General features: G+C 62.9%; 21 protein-coding genes and 3 pseudogenes. 9 read left to right on the top strand and 15 right to left on the bottom strand.

Features of this window, described 5'->3' with window-relative positions; translation table 11 throughout:
* Positions 1-3 precede the first annotated feature (3 nt).
* Positions 4-280, top strand: a pseudogene (locus tag C8N44_RS17780) (tyrosine-type recombinase/integrase); the annotation flags it as partial.
* Positions 281-498: 218 nt separating this feature from the next.
* On the top strand, positions 499-654 hold the full coding sequence (locus C8N44_RS23445; RefSeq protein WP_158274083.1) for a hypothetical protein: 156 nt from the start codon (positions 499-501) through the stop codon (positions 652-654).
* Positions 655-745: 91 nt separating this feature from the next.
* On the opposite strand, the gene C8N44_RS17775 is transcribed toward C8N44_RS23445, so the two are convergent.
* Positions 746-1729: a cytochrome c oxidase assembly protein gene (locus C8N44_RS17775; protein ID WP_107978124.1), complete on the bottom strand. Its 984-nt coding sequence runs from the start codon at positions 1727-1729 to the stop codon at positions 746-748.
* A gap of 140 nt (positions 1730-1869) precedes the next feature.
* Here C8N44_RS17775 and C8N44_RS17770 point away from each other — a divergent pair, with 140 nt between their 5' ends.
* Positions 1870-2784, top strand: coding sequence for a cytochrome c oxidase assembly protein (locus C8N44_RS17770; protein WP_107978123.1), 915 nt, complete (start codon positions 1870-1872; stop codon positions 2782-2784).
* Positions 2785-2795: 11 nt separating this feature from the next.
* Here C8N44_RS17770 and C8N44_RS17765 read toward each other — a convergent pair whose 3' ends face one another.
* The 6 genes from C8N44_RS17765 to C8N44_RS17750 form a co-directional block, all read right to left on the bottom strand.
* Positions 2796-3425, bottom strand: a complete 630-nt coding sequence (locus tag C8N44_RS17765; RefSeq protein ID WP_107978122.1) for an SCO family protein — start codon at positions 3423-3425, stop codon at positions 2796-2798.
* Entirely contained in the window at positions 3412-3576 is a 165-nt protein-coding gene (locus C8N44_RS23440; RefSeq protein ID WP_158274082.1) for a hypothetical protein, read from the bottom strand. Before C8N44_RS23440 ends, C8N44_RS17765 begins: the two co-directional genes overlap by 14 nt.
* A 120-nt stretch (positions 3577-3696) precedes the next feature.
* Positions 3697-3864 carry a hypothetical protein gene (locus C8N44_RS23580; RefSeq protein ID WP_170121102.1) on the bottom strand — a complete coding sequence of 56 codons (168 nt, stop codon included), beginning with the start codon at positions 3862-3864 and terminating at the stop codon, positions 3697-3699.
* A complete protein-coding gene (gene lnt / locus C8N44_RS17760) occupies positions 3861-5435 on the bottom strand; it encodes an apolipoprotein N-acyltransferase (RefSeq protein ID WP_107978121.1) in 1575 nt (524 codons plus the stop codon). The genes C8N44_RS23580 and lnt overlap by 4 nt, the downstream gene beginning before the upstream one ends.
* Positions 5436-5446: 11 nt before the next feature.
* Positions 5447-5932 (bottom strand): signal peptidase II, encoded by a 486-nt coding sequence (gene lspA, locus C8N44_RS17755; protein WP_107978120.1) that lies wholly within the window; start codon positions 5930-5932, stop codon positions 5447-5449.
* Positions 5933-5937: 5 nt separating this feature from the next.
* Positions 5938-6720 carry a ZIP family metal transporter gene (locus C8N44_RS17750; RefSeq protein WP_107978119.1) on the bottom strand — a complete coding sequence of 261 codons (783 nt, stop codon included), beginning with the start codon at positions 6718-6720 and terminating at the stop codon, positions 5938-5940.
* 229 nt (positions 6721-6949) lie between these two features.
* On the opposite strand from C8N44_RS17750, the gene C8N44_RS17745 reads away from it, so the two are divergent.
* A complete protein-coding gene (locus C8N44_RS17745; protein ID WP_107978166.1) occupies positions 6950-7621 on the top strand; it encodes a L,D-transpeptidase in 672 nt (223 codons plus the stop codon).
* A gap of 520 nt (positions 7622-8141) precedes the next feature.
* Here the strand turns inward: C8N44_RS17745 and C8N44_RS17735 are convergent.
* The 6 genes from C8N44_RS17735 to C8N44_RS17710 form a co-directional block, all read right to left on the bottom strand.
* On the bottom strand, positions 8142-9515 hold the full coding sequence (locus C8N44_RS17735; protein ID WP_107978117.1) for a M23 family metallopeptidase: 1374 nt from the start codon (positions 9513-9515) through the stop codon (positions 8142-8144).
* Positions 9512-10141, bottom strand: a complete 630-nt coding sequence (locus C8N44_RS17730; protein ID WP_107978116.1) for an SCO family protein — start codon at positions 10139-10141, stop codon at positions 9512-9514. The genes C8N44_RS17735 and C8N44_RS17730 overlap by 4 nt, the downstream gene beginning before the upstream one ends.
* Positions 10141-10569, bottom strand: coding sequence for a copper chaperone PCu(A)C (locus C8N44_RS17725; protein WP_244641138.1), 429 nt, complete (start codon positions 10567-10569; stop codon positions 10141-10143). Before C8N44_RS17725 ends, C8N44_RS17730 begins: the two co-directional genes overlap by 1 nt.
* A gap of 75 nt (positions 10570-10644) precedes the next feature.
* Positions 10645-11304, bottom strand: coding sequence for a DsbA family protein (locus tag C8N44_RS17720; RefSeq protein ID WP_107978114.1), 660 nt, complete (start codon positions 11302-11304; stop codon positions 10645-10647).
* Positions 11301-11726 carry a disulfide bond formation protein B gene (locus tag C8N44_RS17715; RefSeq protein WP_107978113.1) on the bottom strand — a complete coding sequence of 142 codons (426 nt, stop codon included), beginning with the start codon at positions 11724-11726 and terminating at the stop codon, positions 11301-11303. Before C8N44_RS17715 ends, C8N44_RS17720 begins: the two co-directional genes overlap by 4 nt.
* Complete coding sequence (locus tag C8N44_RS17710; RefSeq protein WP_373282737.1) at positions 11723-12310, bottom strand: SCO family protein; 588 nt, start codon at positions 12308-12310, stop codon at positions 11723-11725. Before C8N44_RS17710 ends, C8N44_RS17715 begins: the two co-directional genes overlap by 4 nt.
* Positions 12311-12506: 196 nt before the next feature.
* On the opposite strand from C8N44_RS17710, the gene C8N44_RS17705 reads away from it, so the two are divergent.
* The 5 genes from C8N44_RS17705 (at position 12507) to C8N44_RS23575 (ending at position 15572) form a co-directional block, all read left to right on the top strand.
* Complete coding sequence (locus C8N44_RS17705) at positions 12507-12935, top strand: MerR family transcriptional regulator (protein WP_107978112.1); 429 nt, start codon at positions 12507-12509, stop codon at positions 12933-12935.
* A 3-nt stretch (positions 12936-12938) separates the two neighbouring features.
* Positions 12939-13265: a YnfA family protein gene (locus C8N44_RS17700; protein WP_107978111.1), complete on the top strand. Its 327-nt coding sequence runs from the start codon at positions 12939-12941 to the stop codon at positions 13263-13265.
* A 76-nt stretch (positions 13266-13341) separates the two neighbouring features.
* Positions 13342-14076, top strand: a complete 735-nt coding sequence (locus C8N44_RS17695) for a cytochrome c biogenesis CcdA family protein (protein ID WP_107978110.1) — start codon at positions 13342-13344, stop codon at positions 14074-14076.
* 98 nt (positions 14077-14174) lie between these two features.
* The gene (locus tag C8N44_RS17690) at positions 14175-15119 is read left to right on the top strand and encodes a cation diffusion facilitator family transporter (RefSeq protein WP_107978164.1); all 945 of its coding nucleotides are present in this window, start codon (positions 14175-14177) and stop codon (positions 15117-15119) included.
* A gap of 33 nt (positions 15120-15152) precedes the next feature.
* Complete coding sequence (locus tag C8N44_RS23575) at positions 15153-15572, top strand: hypothetical protein (RefSeq protein WP_170121100.1); 420 nt, start codon at positions 15153-15155, stop codon at positions 15570-15572.
* Here the strand turns inward: C8N44_RS23575 and C8N44_RS17680 are convergent.
* Positions 15511-15711 (bottom strand): annotated as a pseudogene (locus C8N44_RS17680) (integrase core domain-containing protein); the annotation flags it as partial. The gene C8N44_RS23575 and the pseudogene C8N44_RS17680 sit on opposite strands and share 62 nt — an antisense overlap.
* A gap of 137 nt (positions 15712-15848) precedes the next feature.
* Positions 15849-16089 (bottom strand): annotated as a pseudogene (locus tag C8N44_RS17675) (YnfA family protein).
* Positions 16090-16201 lie beyond the last annotated feature (112 nt).

The raw sequence follows: 16201 nt of genomic DNA, 5'->3' as shown, positions 1-16201 counted from the left end.
ACCTTCCTGTTCCCGAGCCGGTTTCACGACCGGCCGCACATCTCGACGCGCCAGTACGTACGGCTCGTCCGGGAGTGGGTGACGGCGATCGGTCTCGAACCGAGCGGCTACGGGACGCACTCGCTGAGGCGCACGAAGGCAGCGCAGATCTACCGCAAGACAGGCAATCTTCGCGCGGTCCAGCTCCTGCTTGGCCACACGAAGGTGGACAGTACCGTCCGCTACCTGGGCGTCGAACTTGAGGATGCCCCTGAGCATCACCGAGCCGGTAGACATCTGATAACCTCGGCGAACGGTACACGCCGTTCGCCATCCGAAACCGGACGCGTAGAGGCGGGTCAACCAAGGCTGGCTCAGAGCCCGTTGCGGAAGTGCCAAGTTCTCGCTGTGTGCGTTCGCGGAAGCATGCCTGCTGTGCTGCGGCAGCTTTCTATGCTGCGCCACAGTCACAAATGCGGTCGATCGTGATTAGCGCAGTGAAGTCTTCGGATCGCCTTGATGTGTGGCGTGATCGCGGCCGATGTGGGCGTTTCGCTGCTGGTCGTCGCCAATGCCTTGCGGCTGCTGCGCGCGACGTCGGAGGCCCCGACACCGAAAGATCGCAAAAGAGTGTGTGAACGAATGGCCGAGTACGCGCTCGCGCATGGCCTCTGAGGTCGGCGAGTGTGGAGCGGAGACGACCGCATTCCATCACTCGGGGGACAAGTGACAGTTGGTTCGCGAGGCACGGCTAGCCTTCATGCCTTCACCCAAGTGACACCACGGTGATCGCCGTCACCATGACGACGGCGAACATCGAAAGCGCCGCCACTGCCAGCGTACGGCCTAGGTCACGATTGGGTCGCGTGACCTTGAGCCGAAGTTCTTGGGCAGTTTCGGGAAATTCGAGAGCGGCCGAGTTAGACTGCCGCATTAACGTATGACGCGCGTTCCAGCGGCGTTCCTCGGCTCGGTTCCATCCGTTGAACACCAGAACAATGGCAACGATCATGATCATCGAGGACGGCACCCAGATCGTGTAGCCCCCGATGGTCTCGTCCGTCAGCGGTGTGAGGCTGACGCCCGGGCCTGTCGCACCGTAGAGCACAACTTCTTTGAGTGTCATCAGCGACCCCAGAAGGATATTCGAGACGATGACGACGATCCCGCAGAGCAGTCGCGCGCCACGTCGCATCCCCTCGGGGGGATCGCGAGGGTCGAGCAGCAACGCAAAAAACCAGAGCCCCGCCGCGGCCATGCCGAGATGCGCCGCCAACTCGACGGCCGGGACTCGCTGCGCAAGGTCGAAGAGGGCCGGCACCTGCCAGACATAGAGTGTAGCTACAAGCAAAGCGGTCGCGGCCCATGGGCTTCGCAAGGCCCGTTCGAACGGTCGACGGGCCTCGTCGGCAATCCGTCGTCGCGCGCCGCGCGGCATCCCCGCGGTCCAGATGCCACATGGCTGCGCAATCGCGAGCAGCAGGGGGCCGAGGAGGCGGATTAGGAGGTGATTGATCTGATGGACGGAAAAGAGCGAGCTGCCGAGCGGCGAAAGCGGCGCATTGAAGGCCAACAGCAGGCACCCTAGACCGGCGAAGAAGAGCCCGACTTGCCAGGGGGCAGGTTGCGGTCGAAGACGCCTGGGTCGCGCAAGACCGCGCATGTAGAGCCCAGTCAGCGCGGCAACCACGATGAGCGATACCGGGGACAGCTGCGCCCCGAGGGGATCGAATGAAAGCATGCTCGTCATCGATGTATTTCCAGAGGCTTGTCGGTCCTACGCGACACCATCGTCGCCCCGGTGCGGCGCGGTTCACTGCGACGGTGCGTCTCGGCCAGACGCCCTGATTTCGCCTTGCCGATTGGAGGCCGGCGAGCAAGCGTGGAAACATGACCATCGACGCGCCCTGGCTTACCGGCAGATTGCCGCGCGCCGCATCGACAATCTACGCCGTGATCGGTGTCGTTGGCGCTGTCCTCTGGCTGGCGACCACGTTCCGTCCCGCTTCCGTGCCGGCCTGGGCACCCTACGAATTCTCCTGGCCTATCTATCTGGCCGTGACGCTTTTGGGATTCTGGTTCGCACGAGGTCTCGGATGCCTGCCGGAGGCGGAGCGTCCGAGGATCTGGCGCCAAGCGGCGTTCTGGGTCGGGCTGGGTCTGCTCTGGGCGGTGACCCAGACCGGCTTCGAGTATCTTGCCCAGAGGATGTTCTTCACCAACCGCCTCCAGCACGTGGCAATGCATCATATCGGGCCGGTCCTTCTCGCGCTGAGCGCGGGCGGACCAGCGGTGCTGGCCGGTGCTCCAGGATGGCTGCGCGCGTCCTGTGAGCACCGGGCCGCGAGAAGGCTTTACAGCGCCTTTCAGCATCCGGTCGTTGCGGTCGTGCTGTTCGTGGGCCTGTTCTGGTTCTGGCTGATCCCTCCGGTGCATTTCGTCGCCATGCTCGATCCCGTCCTCTACCAGGTGATGAACTGGTCGATGGTCGTCGACGGAGTTCTGTTTTGGGCGCTCGTCCTTGATACACGGCCGGCCCCGCCGGCCCGCGTGAGGTTCGGGTTCCGCGCCGCCCTGGCTGTCGGCGTGATGTTTCCGCAGATCGTTCTCGGCGCGCTCATCACCTTCTCGACGACCGATCTCTTTCCCTACTACGCCTTTTGCGGACGCTACTTCCCCTCGATCTCGGCCGTGACCGACCAGCAGATCGGCGGGATCGTCATCTGGATCCCGCCCGCGATGATGAGCGTGATCGCGCTCCTGGTCGTGGTCGGCAACATGCGGCGTGCGGGCGCCGATCTCTAGCACAGGGCAGTTCATTCGCCTGTGATCAAACGTTGGATATCTTCGGTCGCCGCCGCGACATCGGCTTGTAACGTGTCGAACTCCGGCCAGAGCACGCGCGCTGCGCCGGAACGGTCGAAGACGTAGACCGACTTCCCGTGGGAGACGGCGTAGTCACGCGCGCCTTCGGGGTGGGGCTCGACCTTGTAGGTGACCTTCAGACGCCGTGCCAAACGCGCGAGCTGGTCCGGCGTGCCCCGCAAGCCCGCCGCGCGAGGGGTAAAAGCGGCGGCATAGTCGGCCAAGATCGGCAGCGTGTCACGTTCGGGGTCCACGGTGACGAAGAGGATCGAGAAGTTCTCCGCGTCCTCCCCGAGCCGATCCGCGACACCGGCGAGGTTCGACAGGGTCATGGGGCAGATGTCCGGGCAGAAGGTGAAGCCGAAAAAGAGGGCGACGATCCGGCCGTGATAGTCTGCCTCGGTGACGGCCTGCCGGTCCTGCGCGCTGGTCAAGGCGAAGTCGAGATCTGGGAGGATTCCGGTGACGTCCTTCCCGTACCACGTCTCAGTCCTGCATCCCGTCAGCGCCGCCGCACCGCCCATGGCCGCGAGGCTGAGCGCGGCGCGTCGGGAGAGCCATCGCCCCTCAGAACGGACCATAGAGCACCAGCAGGCCGACCCCGAGCGCGCCGCCGAGAAGGACGAGGGTGACGCAGACCAGAAGCATGGCCACGGCGCGGTTGCCACCGCTGCTCTGCGTCCGCTGCTCCGCCGCCGTCCTCGGTATGTTATCGGGGTCGGTCTCAGGCAATGTCGAAAGTCGCCCTTCTTTTGCTTGCTTTGGTCGATGGAGTGGCACCACGACGAGCCACGCCTTGCAAGGCACGCCGCCCGCGACAAATGATGGCGGCATCGGCCAGGCGTCGCACGCTCAACCGGCGACACGCTCGAGAATGATCGTCACGATGAACCCGAGCAGCCCGAAAGCCACGGCGAAGCCTGTGGCGTAGTGTGCGATGTCCAGCCGGTTGCCGCCACGTTTCTTTGCCAGTCGGGCGCCCCATCCTGCACCCCCGACAAATGCTGTGATCATGATCATTCGGACCTCCTTGATTTGAGACGGTGGAAACCGGTCCGGCGTGACCCAGACCGATCTAGCCCAAGGGCAATCAGCCACACGGCGATGCCGAGAGGAGGAAGCACCCAATCACCCGCGCGAGCGTAGAGCGTGGCAGGCAGCGCAGCGGGCAAGCCGGAATCGATGATCCCGGTCGTTTCCAGCCCGAGCGCCTCAATGATGGTCCCGTTCGCGTCGATCACCGCCGAGATGCCTGTATTCGCGGCGCGGATCACCGGCAGCCCTTCCTCGACGGCGCGCATCCGAGCCGACGCGAGGTGCTGCTCGGGGCCGATGGACGTCCCGAACCAGGCATCGTTAGTGGCGTTGAAGATCCAGTTCGGCCGGATCTCGTCATCTACGACATGGCCGGGAAAGATGATCTCATAGCAGATCGCAGCGCCCAGAAGAGGCAGGCCCGGAACCGCGAGCGTTCGCGGCCCGGGTCCGGGCGTGAAGTCACCAAGCCCCGCGGTCAGGCGGTCCATCGGCAACCAGTCCCCGAACGGAACATATTCGCCAAAGGGCACGAGGTGATGCTTGGCGTAGCCTGTGAGGATCGTGCCAGACCCGTCGTAAGCCTGGATCGTGTTGAAGTAGCGCGGCTCCGCTCCTCGCGCGGTCCGGTCGGGGACGCCGGTGAGCAGCACCCTTCCGCCTCGAAGAGATTCTTCTATGCGGCGTTTCGCATCCTCGTTCTCGTCCAGAAAGCCCGGGTAGGCCGTCTCCGGCCATAGCAGTGCGTCGACGGGGTCGCCTTGCGCGGAAAGCCGGAGATATCGCGAAAGCGTGGCAGGGGCGCTTCCCGGCGCCCACTTGTTTCGCTGCGGCACGTTGCCCTGCACGATGCGCAGCGAGATGCCGGTGGCTTCCGGCATCGGCCGGGAAATGCGGACCTGACCCGAGACCCAGAGGCCGCCGACGACGAGCGCGAAGAACAGGAGCGTCAGCCAGCGGGAGGCTCCTCTCGCGAGGATCGCCTGTGCCAGAAGCACGCTGGCGAGAATAACGAGAAAGCTCAGACCATAGCTGCCAAGCCACGCTGCGGGTTGGCGGAGCGCATCGAAATCCGCTAGCGCGTAGGCTGCGAGGTTCCACGGAAAGCCCGTCAAGACGTGACCGCGCAGCCATTCCGCGCCGGCCCAGCACGCCGCAAACAGGAATGAAGCGACCACACCGCCAACAAGCCGACTTCGACAAAGGAGGATAAAGAGGGCCATGGCTAGCGCCGGAAAGAGCGCAAGGAGCGCGCTAAGCCCCGCAACGGCAGGGATCGCCAGCGCGCCAAAACGCTCAGCGTCTATCTGGAAGCTTTCGGCGATCCACGACAGCCCGAAACCGAAATAGCCCAAGCCGAAAAGCCATCCCATCGCGCCGGCTACCAAGGGGATGCGGTCCCGCACCAGCAAAAACAATGCGCCGTAGGCGGCGGGAACGAGTGCGAGCATCGAAAAAGGAGGCAGCGTCAAAACCGCCGCAGCGCCCGCCATGAAAGCGCCGACGCCATGTGACAGAGTCGCATGACGGGTGATGTGTTTTGAGCCAACCCGCATGAGACGTCCGATCAAGTGACCTTGTTCTGCTGCCGGACGTGGCGATGGGGCCAGAACAGAAGCACCACCACGCCGCAGAAGATCGCGGTATCGGCGAGGTTGAAGGCGGGCCAGTGCGTCTCACCGATGTAGAAATCGAGAAAGTCTGTGACGCCGCCGAACCGCACCCTATCCGCCACGTTGCCAATCGCGCCGCCCAGGATGAGCCCGTAGCCCACGGCATCACTTGACCGTTCAGTACGGAATGCGAGGACTGCAATCCACGCGGCGATGACCAATGCGAGCGCCACCAGTATGAAGGGGGACACGTCGCCGAGCATCCCGAAGCTGACCCCGGTGTTGCGATGAAAGACGAGGTTGAAGCCGGGGAAGACGCCGAGACCGCCGGCAAGGGCTTCGCCATTGGCGCTGGCCAGGGCCTTCGTTGTCTGATCGGTTGCCAATGTCGCTACAGCGATGCAGCCTGAAACAGCTGAGGCAAAAGTGGGACGTTTCATTGCTCTCATCCCAACCAGACGTCGAGGAACAGCATCAGGACCAGACCGACGGCCAAGCCAAGCGTCGCACGGTTCTGATGCCCGCTGCGATGCGTTTCGGGAATGATCTCGTGGCTGATAACGTAGAGCATCGCGCCCGCTGCGAAGGCGAGCCCCCAAGGTAGAAGCGGCTGCGACAATGTGATGATCCCGGCGCCGAGAAGACCGCCAATTGGCTCGACCAGGCCGGTCAGGGCTGCGATGACCCAAGCGCGAAACTTGGTGTAGCCCTCGCCGAGGAGCGACACGGCGACCGCCAGACCCTCGGGTGCGTTTTGAAGGCCGATGCCGATCGCCAGCGGCAGTCCGCCGGTGAGCCCGTCCGCGCCGAAGCCCACGCCGACGGCAAGACCTTCGGGAAAGTTGTGGATGGTGATCGCAATGATGAAGAGCCAGACGCGCCGGAGCGAGGCGGCATCTGGGCCCTCTCGCCCCGTCTTGAAGTGCTCGTGCGGTAGGCGCTCGTTCATCAGCGCGACCGCCCCCATGCCGAGCAGGATCGAGATGCAGACGATCAGCGCTGGCATGACAGCACTCTCAAACATCGGCTCGGCCGCATCCAGCGCGGGAATGATTAGCGAGAAGAAGGACGCCGCCAGCATCACGCCGGCTGCGAAGCCGAGCGCCATGTCTCGCGTGGCACGCGACGGGACCCGGCCGAAGAGCACCGGTATTGCCCCGATCGCGGTCAGCAGACCGGCGGCGAGGCTGCCAAGGAAGCCGAGCGCTATCGGAGACAACTCGATCATGGGCGCACCTGAGAAAACACTGGAATTGAATTGGGCGGCAAGGCGCTTCTCCAGCGGCCCGGCACGCCCCGCTCGGCGGAACAAACAGTGAAACAATGCTCGGATGTAAACCGTATTGATGTCACACCCATGTGACCGAACGAGACATTCGGGAGCATCTTGGCTATTCTCTCCAATGGCTTCCAAGGAAGCTCTGAACATCAAAGACTTCCGGGAGCGACCCTTTGTAATGCTGACCAGACGCCATTTCATCACAACAACCGCGGCGATGTTCTCGGCGCCTATCGCCGGCCCCATGTTCGCAAACACGTGGCCTACGGAGGCGCAGAAGGCTGCTTGGGACGCTCAAGTGACGCCGGCAAACTATGACCCGGCCACGACCAATCCCTGGGGTCTGCATCCGCGACTGCTGCCGCAACGAGTCGAGGCGCGGCCCGGTCTCATGCCTGGCGACATTCATGTCGATGCCACCGCACGCTATCTGTACCATATCGAGCCCGGCGGTACGGCGATGCGGTACGGTGTGGCCATCGGTGAGGGGGGGCTCTACGAGCCGGGCACATACACGATACGCCGTAAGGTCAAGTGGCCGCACTGGACGCCCACGCAGAACATGATCCGCCGGGAGCCTGAAGCTTATGCGCAGTATGAGGACGGGATGGAACCTGGCCCCGATAACGCGCTCGGGTCGCGGGCGCTCTATCTCTATGTCGGTGATCGCGACACCTACCTTCGGATCCACGGAACGCCTTATCCACGCTCCATCGGCTCCCGCTCGAGTTCGGGATGTGTGCGCATGGTCATGCCTCATATCAACGACCTGTACGAGCAGGTCGAAACCGGCGTGACCGCCGTTCTCTACCCGGCTGAAAACGATGGGCCCGTGACGGCGCATAGCTAATTGTCTCGCGAATTCACGCGAACGGCGTTTATCGGATGGCGGTTGCGTAAATCGGCTTTTGCTTCCCACGTACTTCACAGTCGACGGGGACTGTGGACGCCGCCAACCGTTCAGAAGAACGCGCCATGACGTTGTTCGGCACATACGTCAGCTCGCAGCCTGAGCCCCACGTTCAGTGCAGATCGGACGCCCCTCAGGTGTGCGGAGCGGCAGCATTGTGGTCTCCACCGGCCCGAAATGCCGGTACCAATAACAGCCGTCCTCTGGCCGCAGGACTACGGTTTGCACATTCTGGTATGGCGCGGCCATGGCGCTCAACTGAGCCATCTTCTCCTGTGAAAGCCCCGTCTCTGGTTCGGCAATCCGGGCCACGGGAAGGGTGCAGGCTCCGAGCGTAAGAAGGCCCGCGACCAGAAGGGCTGCTTTGCCGGTGCTGTGTGCTGGCGTCATTGATCAGTTTCCATTGTAGCTTGCAAAGGTTTCAGTCGGGCTGTCATTGGGGGAGCAGCAGGATCATGGGTCAGAGACTTTCGGGAGTGCTGGGTGCAGCATCACTGGAGAGCGCGTCATTGAAGCGCGCACGCGCCTCAGCCAGCCGGTCCAGGCCCGCGTTGCCCTGTGCTTCGCCCTCGACCGCTTCCGACAGGCGCTCGTCAGAAAGTGGATCGGTCGGACGACCGTCCACGCGCACCTCGTAATGCAAATTTGGCCCCGTCGCCGTTCCGGTCGCCCCGACCCGTCCGATAATGTCGCCGGCCGAGACGCGCTGACCTTCTGCGAGACCATCAGGCACAGCGCTCAGATGTGCATAGCGGGTCATGGTCTCCGGGCCGTGAGCGAGTTCGACAACTCGCCCGTAGCCGCCCCGACGCCCGATAAAGGCGATGCGCCCCGGTGCCGTCGCGCGCACCGACGTTCCGCGCGGTGCCGCGAAATCGACGCCGGTATGCATGCGCACATTGCCGTAGATGGGGTGCTTTCGCCGACCAAAGACGGAGCTAAGCCGAGCCCCCTTCACGGGCTCAGCGAAGACGCGAACTGCTTCGCCGTTGAGGTACATCGTGGCGCGACCCGTGCCGTCCTTGGGCCAGACAACCTCGTAGAGTGCGTCCCCCAAATCGAGCGAAGCGAAGGCGATCTTGGGTTGTCCTATGGTATCACCTTCGACACGTGCCTCGCGCCACAGAAGGCGAAGGGTCTCGCCCCCGCCGAGGTCACGACGGAAATCCACCGTACCGCCCAACATCTGCGCCAGATCGACCGCGAAACGCGGCGGTATCCCGGAGTCTTCCAGCGCGGCGAAGATCGAACTCTCTATACTGGTCGTTCCGGCCAACACCACGATCTCGGGCTCGGGGGACACGACGCGGGTCGAGAGCGTATCGCCGAACGTCGCTTCGACCCGTACGCCATCGTCCACATCGAGCGCCACGCGGCGTGGACTGCCATTGGCAGACATCTCGACTGTCAGAACGTGGCCAGGACGCAGGCGACGCAGATCGTATTCTGCGGAGATCGCCAGCGACGTCTCCGTGCGGTCCGGCCCAGTGAGGCCGGCTTCGGCGAGTAGACCGTCGAGTGTATCCCCAGAGGCGATTTCACGAGACCATACGGCGAGGGGCGGCTTGATCACAGGCAAGGGAGCATTCGCCGCCGGTGCGGTCGGGAGAGCCGGAGCTGAAGCACTGGTAGGCGAAGCTGAGGCCGCGGACACAGCGTGGGGCGCCACCAAGTTCCCTTCCACAGGCGATGCGAAAGGCTCGGGGCGCCAGCGGCCAGCCTCGGCCAAACCCGGTGGTACCGGTTCGTTCGCCGCCACACTGGACAAGGCAATTGCCGTTACCGAGACGCCCCCCGCCATCGCCAATCCGGCCGCCCAATATCTCAACTTCATATTGCCCCTTCTGCGTCTTTTTCGTTCATTGCGCGGCGGATCTTTGGCACCGCAAATTCTCTCGGTTCGTGGTAGTCGATAGTGGTCACGAAGCGCCCCTGGGCATCGAACAGGAAGACGCTCGCCGTGTGGTTCATGGTGTAACCGCCGCTTTCAGTCGGGACCTTTTCGTAGGTCGAGCGGAAACCCTCGACCGCCAAAGCAATCTGCTCCTCCGGACCGGTCCAGCCACGGATCTCCGGGTGGAAATAGCCGACGTACTCCGCCATCGCATCGACATTGTCCCGCTCCGGATCGACGGTGATGAAGACAACGTTCAGTTGTTCAGCATCCCCTCCCAAGGCGTCCAACCAACCGGAAATGTCTGCAAGCGTCGTCGGGCACACATCCGGACAGTAAGTAAAGCCGAAGAAGACCATTGAGGGCGACCCGACCAGCGTATCCGGACCAGCCCGACGTCCTTCGTGATCGGTGAGGTCGAACTCCATCGCGGTTAGCGGCAACGGCCGTCCGTCGTTCGGTAGAGGCGCTCCGGGGCCGTCAACCTGCCACCAGCCGACGAATAGAGCGAGCCCGAGCACACCGAGAGCCGCGGCACCGTAGCCGAGAACTGATCTGCTCTGCATTAATCCTCCGGCCCGCGCGCTGCGATACCGAGGATCGGCACCTCGACCGTTGTCTCGCCGCCATCGGAGAATGTCAGCGTCAACGGAAAGGACTCACCCTCTTCCATCGGGCGCTGAAGTTGCATCAGCATGGCATGCAGGCCGCCGGGCTCGAACGCGACGGTCTCGCTAGGTGCAATGACAATCTGGCCCGCCGGCGACATCGAGCTCACACCCTGCTCGTCCGTCGCGGTCCGGTGAACTTCGGGCATCATGGCGAGGTCTGTCCGGAGCCCGGTCAACGTGACCGGCTCGTCGCCCCTATTGTGGACTTCCATGTAAGCTGCGCCGGGGCGGAAGGTGCCGATCGAGGCCCGCGCCCAGGCGTTCTCGACGACGACATCCGCGGAGCCTGCCATTGCCGACGTCGCAAGCATGAACCGCAGCATCAGGACTGAGCACGTGGCGTGGATGGTGTATTTCATTGCAGCTCCTTCTCGATTCTCGATTGCGCGCCCGTCGGATCAGCTTCCGGCGGCCGCGACTTCCGACGCGACCAGCGCCCGGAGTTGCGCCTCTCCGAATGGATCGAGCGGCTTGCCGTTGACGAAGAAGGTCGGCGTCCCGCTTACGCCGATGGTCTCGACGTCTGCTCGGTCCTGGTTGAGTATGCCGATGACGTCAGGAGCCATCATCTGCGTCTCTGCAGCTTCAGCATCTAGACCCGCCGTGGCGGCGACCTCGAGGATCAGCCCCGGTTCCGGAGCGCCATGCGACGCCCAGCGGGGTTGCTCGCGCAGGATGGCCTCCAAAACGGGCTCATAGACACCCTGCATCCGGGCGGCTTCCAGGACGCGAATGGCCTCTTCCGAGGCTTCCCCGTGGAACGGGGTGTAGCGGATCGCGAGACGGACGGCATCGCCATGCTCAGCCATGATGTCTTTCACCACGGGATAGAAGGCACGGCAGGCCTCGCAGGCCGGATCGAAGAACTCGACGATGGTGACCGGCGCCTGTTCCGGTCCCAGGATCGGCGAATAGGGGCGCAGTAGGGCCTCCGCCTGTTCCGCCGGAATCGACGCACTCTGCGCTACTGGCGCGGGACGGGTGGCGAACCAGGCAGCGAGCGCGAAGCCGGCGAGGCCAAGCACCAAGACTGACAGGACGAGTGATTTTCGGCTCATGAATGTGATTCCTTCAAGGAAAGTGCCGACAGCCCGGCGACCAGCGCGAAGGCGATGAGCGACAAAAACGGGATCGGGATGCCGAGAACCAACTGGTTGTCGTCGGTACAGGAAGGACCGGTCGCTGTGCAGGGCTGGATCGGTTCGGGAACGAGACCGACGTAGAGACCCGAGTGCCAGAGCGCGATCGCTGCTCCGCCAAGGCCGAGAGCCACGCCGTAACGCCCGACGCAGCGGTCCTGCCACCATAGCCCGAGACCCAGAACGACGGCCAGAGGGAACATGAACGCGCGCTGGTACCAGCACAGAAGGCACGGCATCTGACCCAGCACCTCGCCGATGAACAGGACGGCGAGCGATGCAGCCAGCGCCATGATCCATGCAGCGGCGAGCGCTGTATCGGGGGAAACTCTCGGCTTCATCTGGTGATCCGTTCACGCAGATCGGCGAGGATCTCCTCGGCTGGCGTCCCATAGCTCCAGGTCGTGACGAGACCCGCTTCCAGGCCGAACAGGAACAGGTGTGACGTGTGGCTCATCGTGTATCCGTCCGGCGCAGAGGCCTCCTCGATCTTCTTGTAGAAGATCGGAAAGTTCGCGGCCGTTCGTGCGATCTGGTCGGGCGTTCCAGTCAGGCCGAGGATGCCCGCATCGAAAAGCGGCACATAGTCGGCAAGTTTTTCCGGCGTGTCGCGCTCCGGGTCGATCGAGATGAAGAGCGGCTGAACCTGCTCCGCGTTCTCCCCAAGACCGTCCATGACCGCGGCAACCTCGGAAAGGGTGGTCGGGCAGATGTCCGGGCAATTGGCGAAGCCGAAGAAGACCAGCATCCACTGGCCCGCAAAATCCTCCTGGGTGCGGACCATTCCCCTGTGATCGGTCAGCTCAAAATCCGCTCGGAAAGCAGGTTCCGTTTCGGTTCGCGCACGATCGGCGCGATAGTCCGCCCAGAGAAGAAGCCAGACCAATGCCAGGGCTGCAATGCCCACCGACGCCCAAAGCGTTATGCGAAGAAATGTCAGCGTCACGTAAACTGCCTGCCTGCCGTTCTTGACAACGGCGCGGATACATCCTCTAGCCACTAGAGGTTCAACTGCTTTTGCCGCGGCTGCCGCACTTTGTCACATGCATGTGAAAGCCATGTCGTCGTTGCCAAAGCGGCCCATCAAATCTACCACGACTGTACGTTTGATGGAGGCGTAGATGCTCACGATCGGAAGCTTGGCGAAGAAGACCGGCACCAAGGTGCAGACAATCCGCTACTACGAGCAGATCAAACTCATGCCCGAGCCGGGCCGGACCGAAGGCGGGCAGCGGCGCTATGGCGATGCCGAGCTCGACCGGCTGTCCTTTATCCGCCATTCGCGCCAGCTTGGCTTTTCGCTCGATGCGATCCGGGAATTGCTAGACCTCGGCGACCATCCCAACCGACCCTGCCATGAGGCCGATGCGATCGCGCGGCGGCAATTGAAACAGGTGGAGCGGCGGATCGCTCGGCTCGAGGCGCTGCGCATGGAACTGAATCGGATGGTGCATGAATGCAGCGGCGGGCGGACGGCCGATTGCCGCGTGCTCGAGGTTCTACGCGATCACTCCGCATGTCTGACCGACCATGAAGAGATTGAGGCGTGAGGCATGGCCGCAGCGATCGCCTATTCTCTGGCCGCGTTGGCCGAGATCGCCGGTTGCTTCGCCATCTGGGCATGGTGGCGCCTCGGGGCTTCGCCGCTCTGGTTGGCCCCGGGTCTTCTTGCGCTTGCACTCTTCGGGTGGCTACTCGCCCAAGTTGAGGCCGCTGCGGCGGGGCGTGCTTTTGCGGCCTACGGCGGCGTCTATATTGCCGCCTCACTTGTCTGGATGTGGCTGGTCGAGGGACAGCGACCAGACAGGTGGGATGTGATCGGCACCGCAATCTGCCTTGTCGGGGCAGCGATCATCCTGGCGGCTCCGCGCCAGGCTTAGGAAATTCTCTTGAAGCTAAACCCGTCGTAGCCATTAAAAGCCCGTTCAACTGAGGTGCAGGAAAGGCAGCAACTGAATGTTCGAAATCTCCGGTGTCGGAATCATCGCAGCCTTCTTGGGCGGGACGGTCTCGTTTCTGTCGCCCCGCGTTCTGCCACTGGCCCCGGGATATGTCTCCTATATCGCGGGGCAACCCGCTCCGGCATCGGGAACAGCGACAGGCATCGGCGACCGGGTGCGCAGTGTGATCCTGAGCCTCTGGTTCGTGCTCGGGTTTTCCACGGTCTTCGTGGCGCTCGGGGCCGGGGCAAGCCTTTTGGGCGCAATGCTGCTGCGCTGGAAATACGAACTGGGTCTTGCGGGGGGCGCTCTAATCATACTTTTCGGGCTGGTGATGATGGGGGCGATCCGGGTCCCCGCGATGATGCGCGACACAAGGCCCGATGTCGCAACGAAAGGCGGCAACGCGGTGGGGGCGTATCTTCTGGGTCTCGCCTTTGCCTTTGGTTGGACGCCCTGCATCGGTCCCGTGCTCGGCTCGATCCTCGCGGTGAGCGCGACATCGGGCGCGGATGGCGTAGCGCTTCTGGCCATCTATTCCGTGGGTCTGGGCGTGCCGTTCCTGCTGATCGCGCTCTTTACCAATGAAATCGCGGGCAAACTCAAACGGATCGGAGCGACAGGCCGGTGGCTCTATCGCATCGCGGGCGGGCTGATGGTGCTGATGGGGATCGGAGTGATGACCGGCCAGATCAACCGTCTGGCCTTTTGGTTGCTCGAAACCTTCCCGGTCCTTGGCAGCATCGGATAGCCGAAGGCCCAAGGTCTAGGTCGGAATGAGTTAAAGGCATTGAACCTACAGCCACTATAGCAACTAGCTTGCTCCTCGACCGATTCGAGGAGCTTTCCGTGCCGCACGATCATAGCCATACTCATATCGACCCAAAATCCGGCGACCGCCGCGTGTCTGTCGCGATCTGGGCCAACGGCCTTCTGACCGTCGCGCAGATCGTCGGCGGGATCCTTTCGGGCAGCCTGGCGCTGATCGCTGACGCGCTACACAATTTCTCGGACATGGCGTCGCTTGTGATCGCCTTCGCCGCGCGCAAAATCGCGCGGCGACCGGCGGATGAGCGCATGACCTTTGGCTACGGCCGGATCGAGATCGTCGCCGCGCTGATCAACTACACCACGCTTATTCTGATAGGTTTCTACCTGATCTACGAGGGCGGCATGCGGATGATCGACCCACCAGAGGTTCAAGGCTGGACGGTCGTGATCCTTGGCGGTGTCGCACTGGTCGTGGACACCCTTACCGCGCTGCTGACCTATTCCATGCAAAAGGGCAGCGTGAACATTCGCGCCTTGTTCCTGCACAACCTCTCCGATGCGCTCGCGTCGGTCGCTGTGATCGTCGGCGGATCGCTCATCATCCTCTACGACATGCGTTGGGTGGACCCGGCGATCACGATCGGGATCGCTCTCTACATTCTATATCTAGCCTTTACCGAGATAGGCGGCCCGATCCGAACGCTGATGCTGGGCAGCCCGCCTGACCTCGATTGCGAAAGTGTCATAGACGCTATGCGCGGCGCAGAGGGGGTGGCCGACGTCCACCACGTCCATCTGTGGCAGATGCAGGAGCACGAAGTCGCACTCGATTGCCATGTCGTGCTGACGGGGAAAGGCTGGGCGAGCATCGAGTCAACAAAGCAACGCATCAAGGACACGCTACGGGACCGGTTCGGCATTGCTCATTCGAGCCTCGAGTTCGAGCACGAAGATTGTGCCCATGAGGATGCCGATCTCTATGGGCACGGCACGGCTAGCGAAGATGTCGGGCATTCGCACTAACGCATCGCCGGCGCCGGACGGGGAGGCAAAGAGATGAGTCTGATGGGTGGCCTGTTGTCGGGCGTGGCGTTGATGATCGCCGCTCTGACGTTGATTGCCGTCACATGGTCCATTGCAAGACCCGACCGCCGCGTCTGGCCGCCGCAGACCTTTGGGCCAACGGTATCGGTCGTAAGCTGGAGCGCGACCTTCGCTTTCTTCTCATCCGTCATCGCTCTTGGGCTCCTCGGCTGGGGTGTAATGCAGGTTCCCAACTGGCTGCGCTACGGAGCGGGTCCAATCCTGATCCTCGCAGGAAATGCGGGCGTCTGGTTCGAGGTGATCGGGTTCGGCGCGCGCCAGACGATGGGTGCCAAGGGCCGTGACGTGCTCCCCTCGGAGTCCGCGTTTATTAGTTCGCTCTGTTCAGGGTTTGGTCCTCTACTGCCCGTTGGTGATACTCCCACGGGGTGAGCCCGTCGAGGCTCGTGTGGGGCCGATGGTGATTGTAATCGTCACGCCAGGACGCGATCAGTTCCCGGGCGTGGCGCAGGTTGGCGAACAGGTGCTCGTTGAGGCACTCGTCGCGCAGGCGGCCATTGAAGCTCTCGACGGAAACGAACATTAGAGTTGCCATAATGAGTGCAACGAACGGCCAGTAAAGTCCGTCGCCGGCTGAGCTACCCCGAATGTCCGGTTCGGTGGTCTACGCTCAAGGATCCCTGCGGTGCCGATCAGGCACAGCCCCGCTCAGGTAAAATCCCAGCCGTCTGGCTACTGACCTTCACCAGACAAGTGAGGCGGCGATTCAGACGCCGCCATAAGTAGCATAGGCGCGACCCGTAAAAGCGATGTCGACCTGCGTGCGCAGCCAGCCGAACGCAACAAGGCTTGCAAGTCCCGGTAATAACCAAAGGTTTGAGGCACGACGCAACCACGCCCAGACTGCGAAGCAGCCGGCAATCTCGGCGAGTGCAGCGAGCGGATAGATGCGACCGCCGCTGAAGCTGGTAGATCGTTTGAGTTTGGTGATATTGGTATTCGCCCTTGAACCTACAGTGGCTGAAGGTCGTATATCGACGTCCAATCAGGGACTCACGACG

It is taken from the genome of Allosediminivita pacifica, from assembly GCF_003054175.1.
GTDB lineage: Bacteria > Pseudomonadota > Alphaproteobacteria > Rhodobacterales > Rhodobacteraceae > Allosediminivita > Allosediminivita pacifica.
The sequence above is the reverse complement of the archived record's forward strand: the minus strand, read 5'-3'. Positions and strand labels throughout refer to the sequence as shown.

Bases quoted from the DNA above. Each gene is read 5' to 3' on its own strand.
- lspA (WP_107978120.1), bottom strand. From the start codon at position 5,932: ATGAAACGTCCCACTTTTGCCTCAGCTGTTTCAGGCTGCATCGCTGTA.
- C8N44_RS17750 (WP_107978119.1), bottom strand. From the start codon at position 6,720: ATGATCGAGTTGTCTCCGATAGCGCTCGGCTTCCTTGGCAGCCTCGCC.
- C8N44_RS23580 (WP_170121102.1), bottom strand. From the start codon at position 3,864: ATGATCATGATCACAGCATTTGTCGGGGGTGCAGGATGGGGCGCCCGA.
- C8N44_RS17735 (WP_107978117.1), bottom strand. From the start codon at position 9,515: ATGAAGTTGAGATATTGGGCGGCCGGATTGGCGATGGCGGGGGGCGTC.
- C8N44_RS17720 (WP_107978114.1), bottom strand. From the start codon at position 11,304: ATGAGCCGAAAATCACTCGTCCTGTCAGTCTTGGTGCTTGGCCTCGCC.
- C8N44_RS17725 (WP_244641138.1), bottom strand. From the start codon at position 10,569: ATGCTGCGGTTCATGCTTGCGACGTCGGCAATGGCAGGCTCCGCGGAT.
- C8N44_RS17770 (WP_107978123.1), top strand. From the start codon at position 1,870: ATGACCATCGACGCGCCCTGGCTTACCGGCAGATTGCCGCGCGCCGCA.
- C8N44_RS17715 (WP_107978113.1), bottom strand. From the start codon at position 11,726: ATGAAGCCGAGAGTTTCCCCCGATACAGCGCTCGCCGCTGCATGGATC.
- C8N44_RS17775 (WP_107978124.1), bottom strand. From the start codon at position 1,729: ATGACGAGCATGCTTTCATTCGATCCCCTCGGGGCGCAGCTGTCCCCG.
- C8N44_RS17705 (WP_107978112.1), top strand. From the start codon at position 12,507: ATGCTCACGATCGGAAGCTTGGCGAAGAAGACCGGCACCAAGGTGCAG.
- lnt (WP_107978121.1), bottom strand. From the start codon at position 5,435: ATGCGGGTTGGCTCAAAACACATCACCCGTCATGCGACTCTGTCACAT.
- C8N44_RS17695 (WP_107978110.1), top strand. From the start codon at position 13,342: ATGTTCGAAATCTCCGGTGTCGGAATCATCGCAGCCTTCTTGGGCGGG.
- C8N44_RS23445 (WP_158274083.1), top strand. From the start codon at position 499: ATGTGTGGCGTGATCGCGGCCGATGTGGGCGTTTCGCTGCTGGTCGTC.
- C8N44_RS17730 (WP_107978116.1), bottom strand. From the start codon at position 10,141: ATGCAGAGCAGATCAGTTCTCGGCTACGGTGCCGCGGCTCTCGGTGTG.
- C8N44_RS17700 (WP_107978111.1), top strand. From the start codon at position 12,939: ATGGCCGCAGCGATCGCCTATTCTCTGGCCGCGTTGGCCGAGATCGCC.
- C8N44_RS17745 (WP_107978166.1), top strand. From the start codon at position 6,950: ATGCTGACCAGACGCCATTTCATCACAACAACCGCGGCGATGTTCTCG.
- C8N44_RS17765 (WP_107978122.1), bottom strand. From the start codon at position 3,425: ATGGTCCGTTCTGAGGGGCGATGGCTCTCCCGACGCGCCGCGCTCAGC.
- C8N44_RS23575 (WP_170121100.1), top strand. From the start codon at position 15,153: ATGAGTCTGATGGGTGGCCTGTTGTCGGGCGTGGCGTTGATGATCGCC.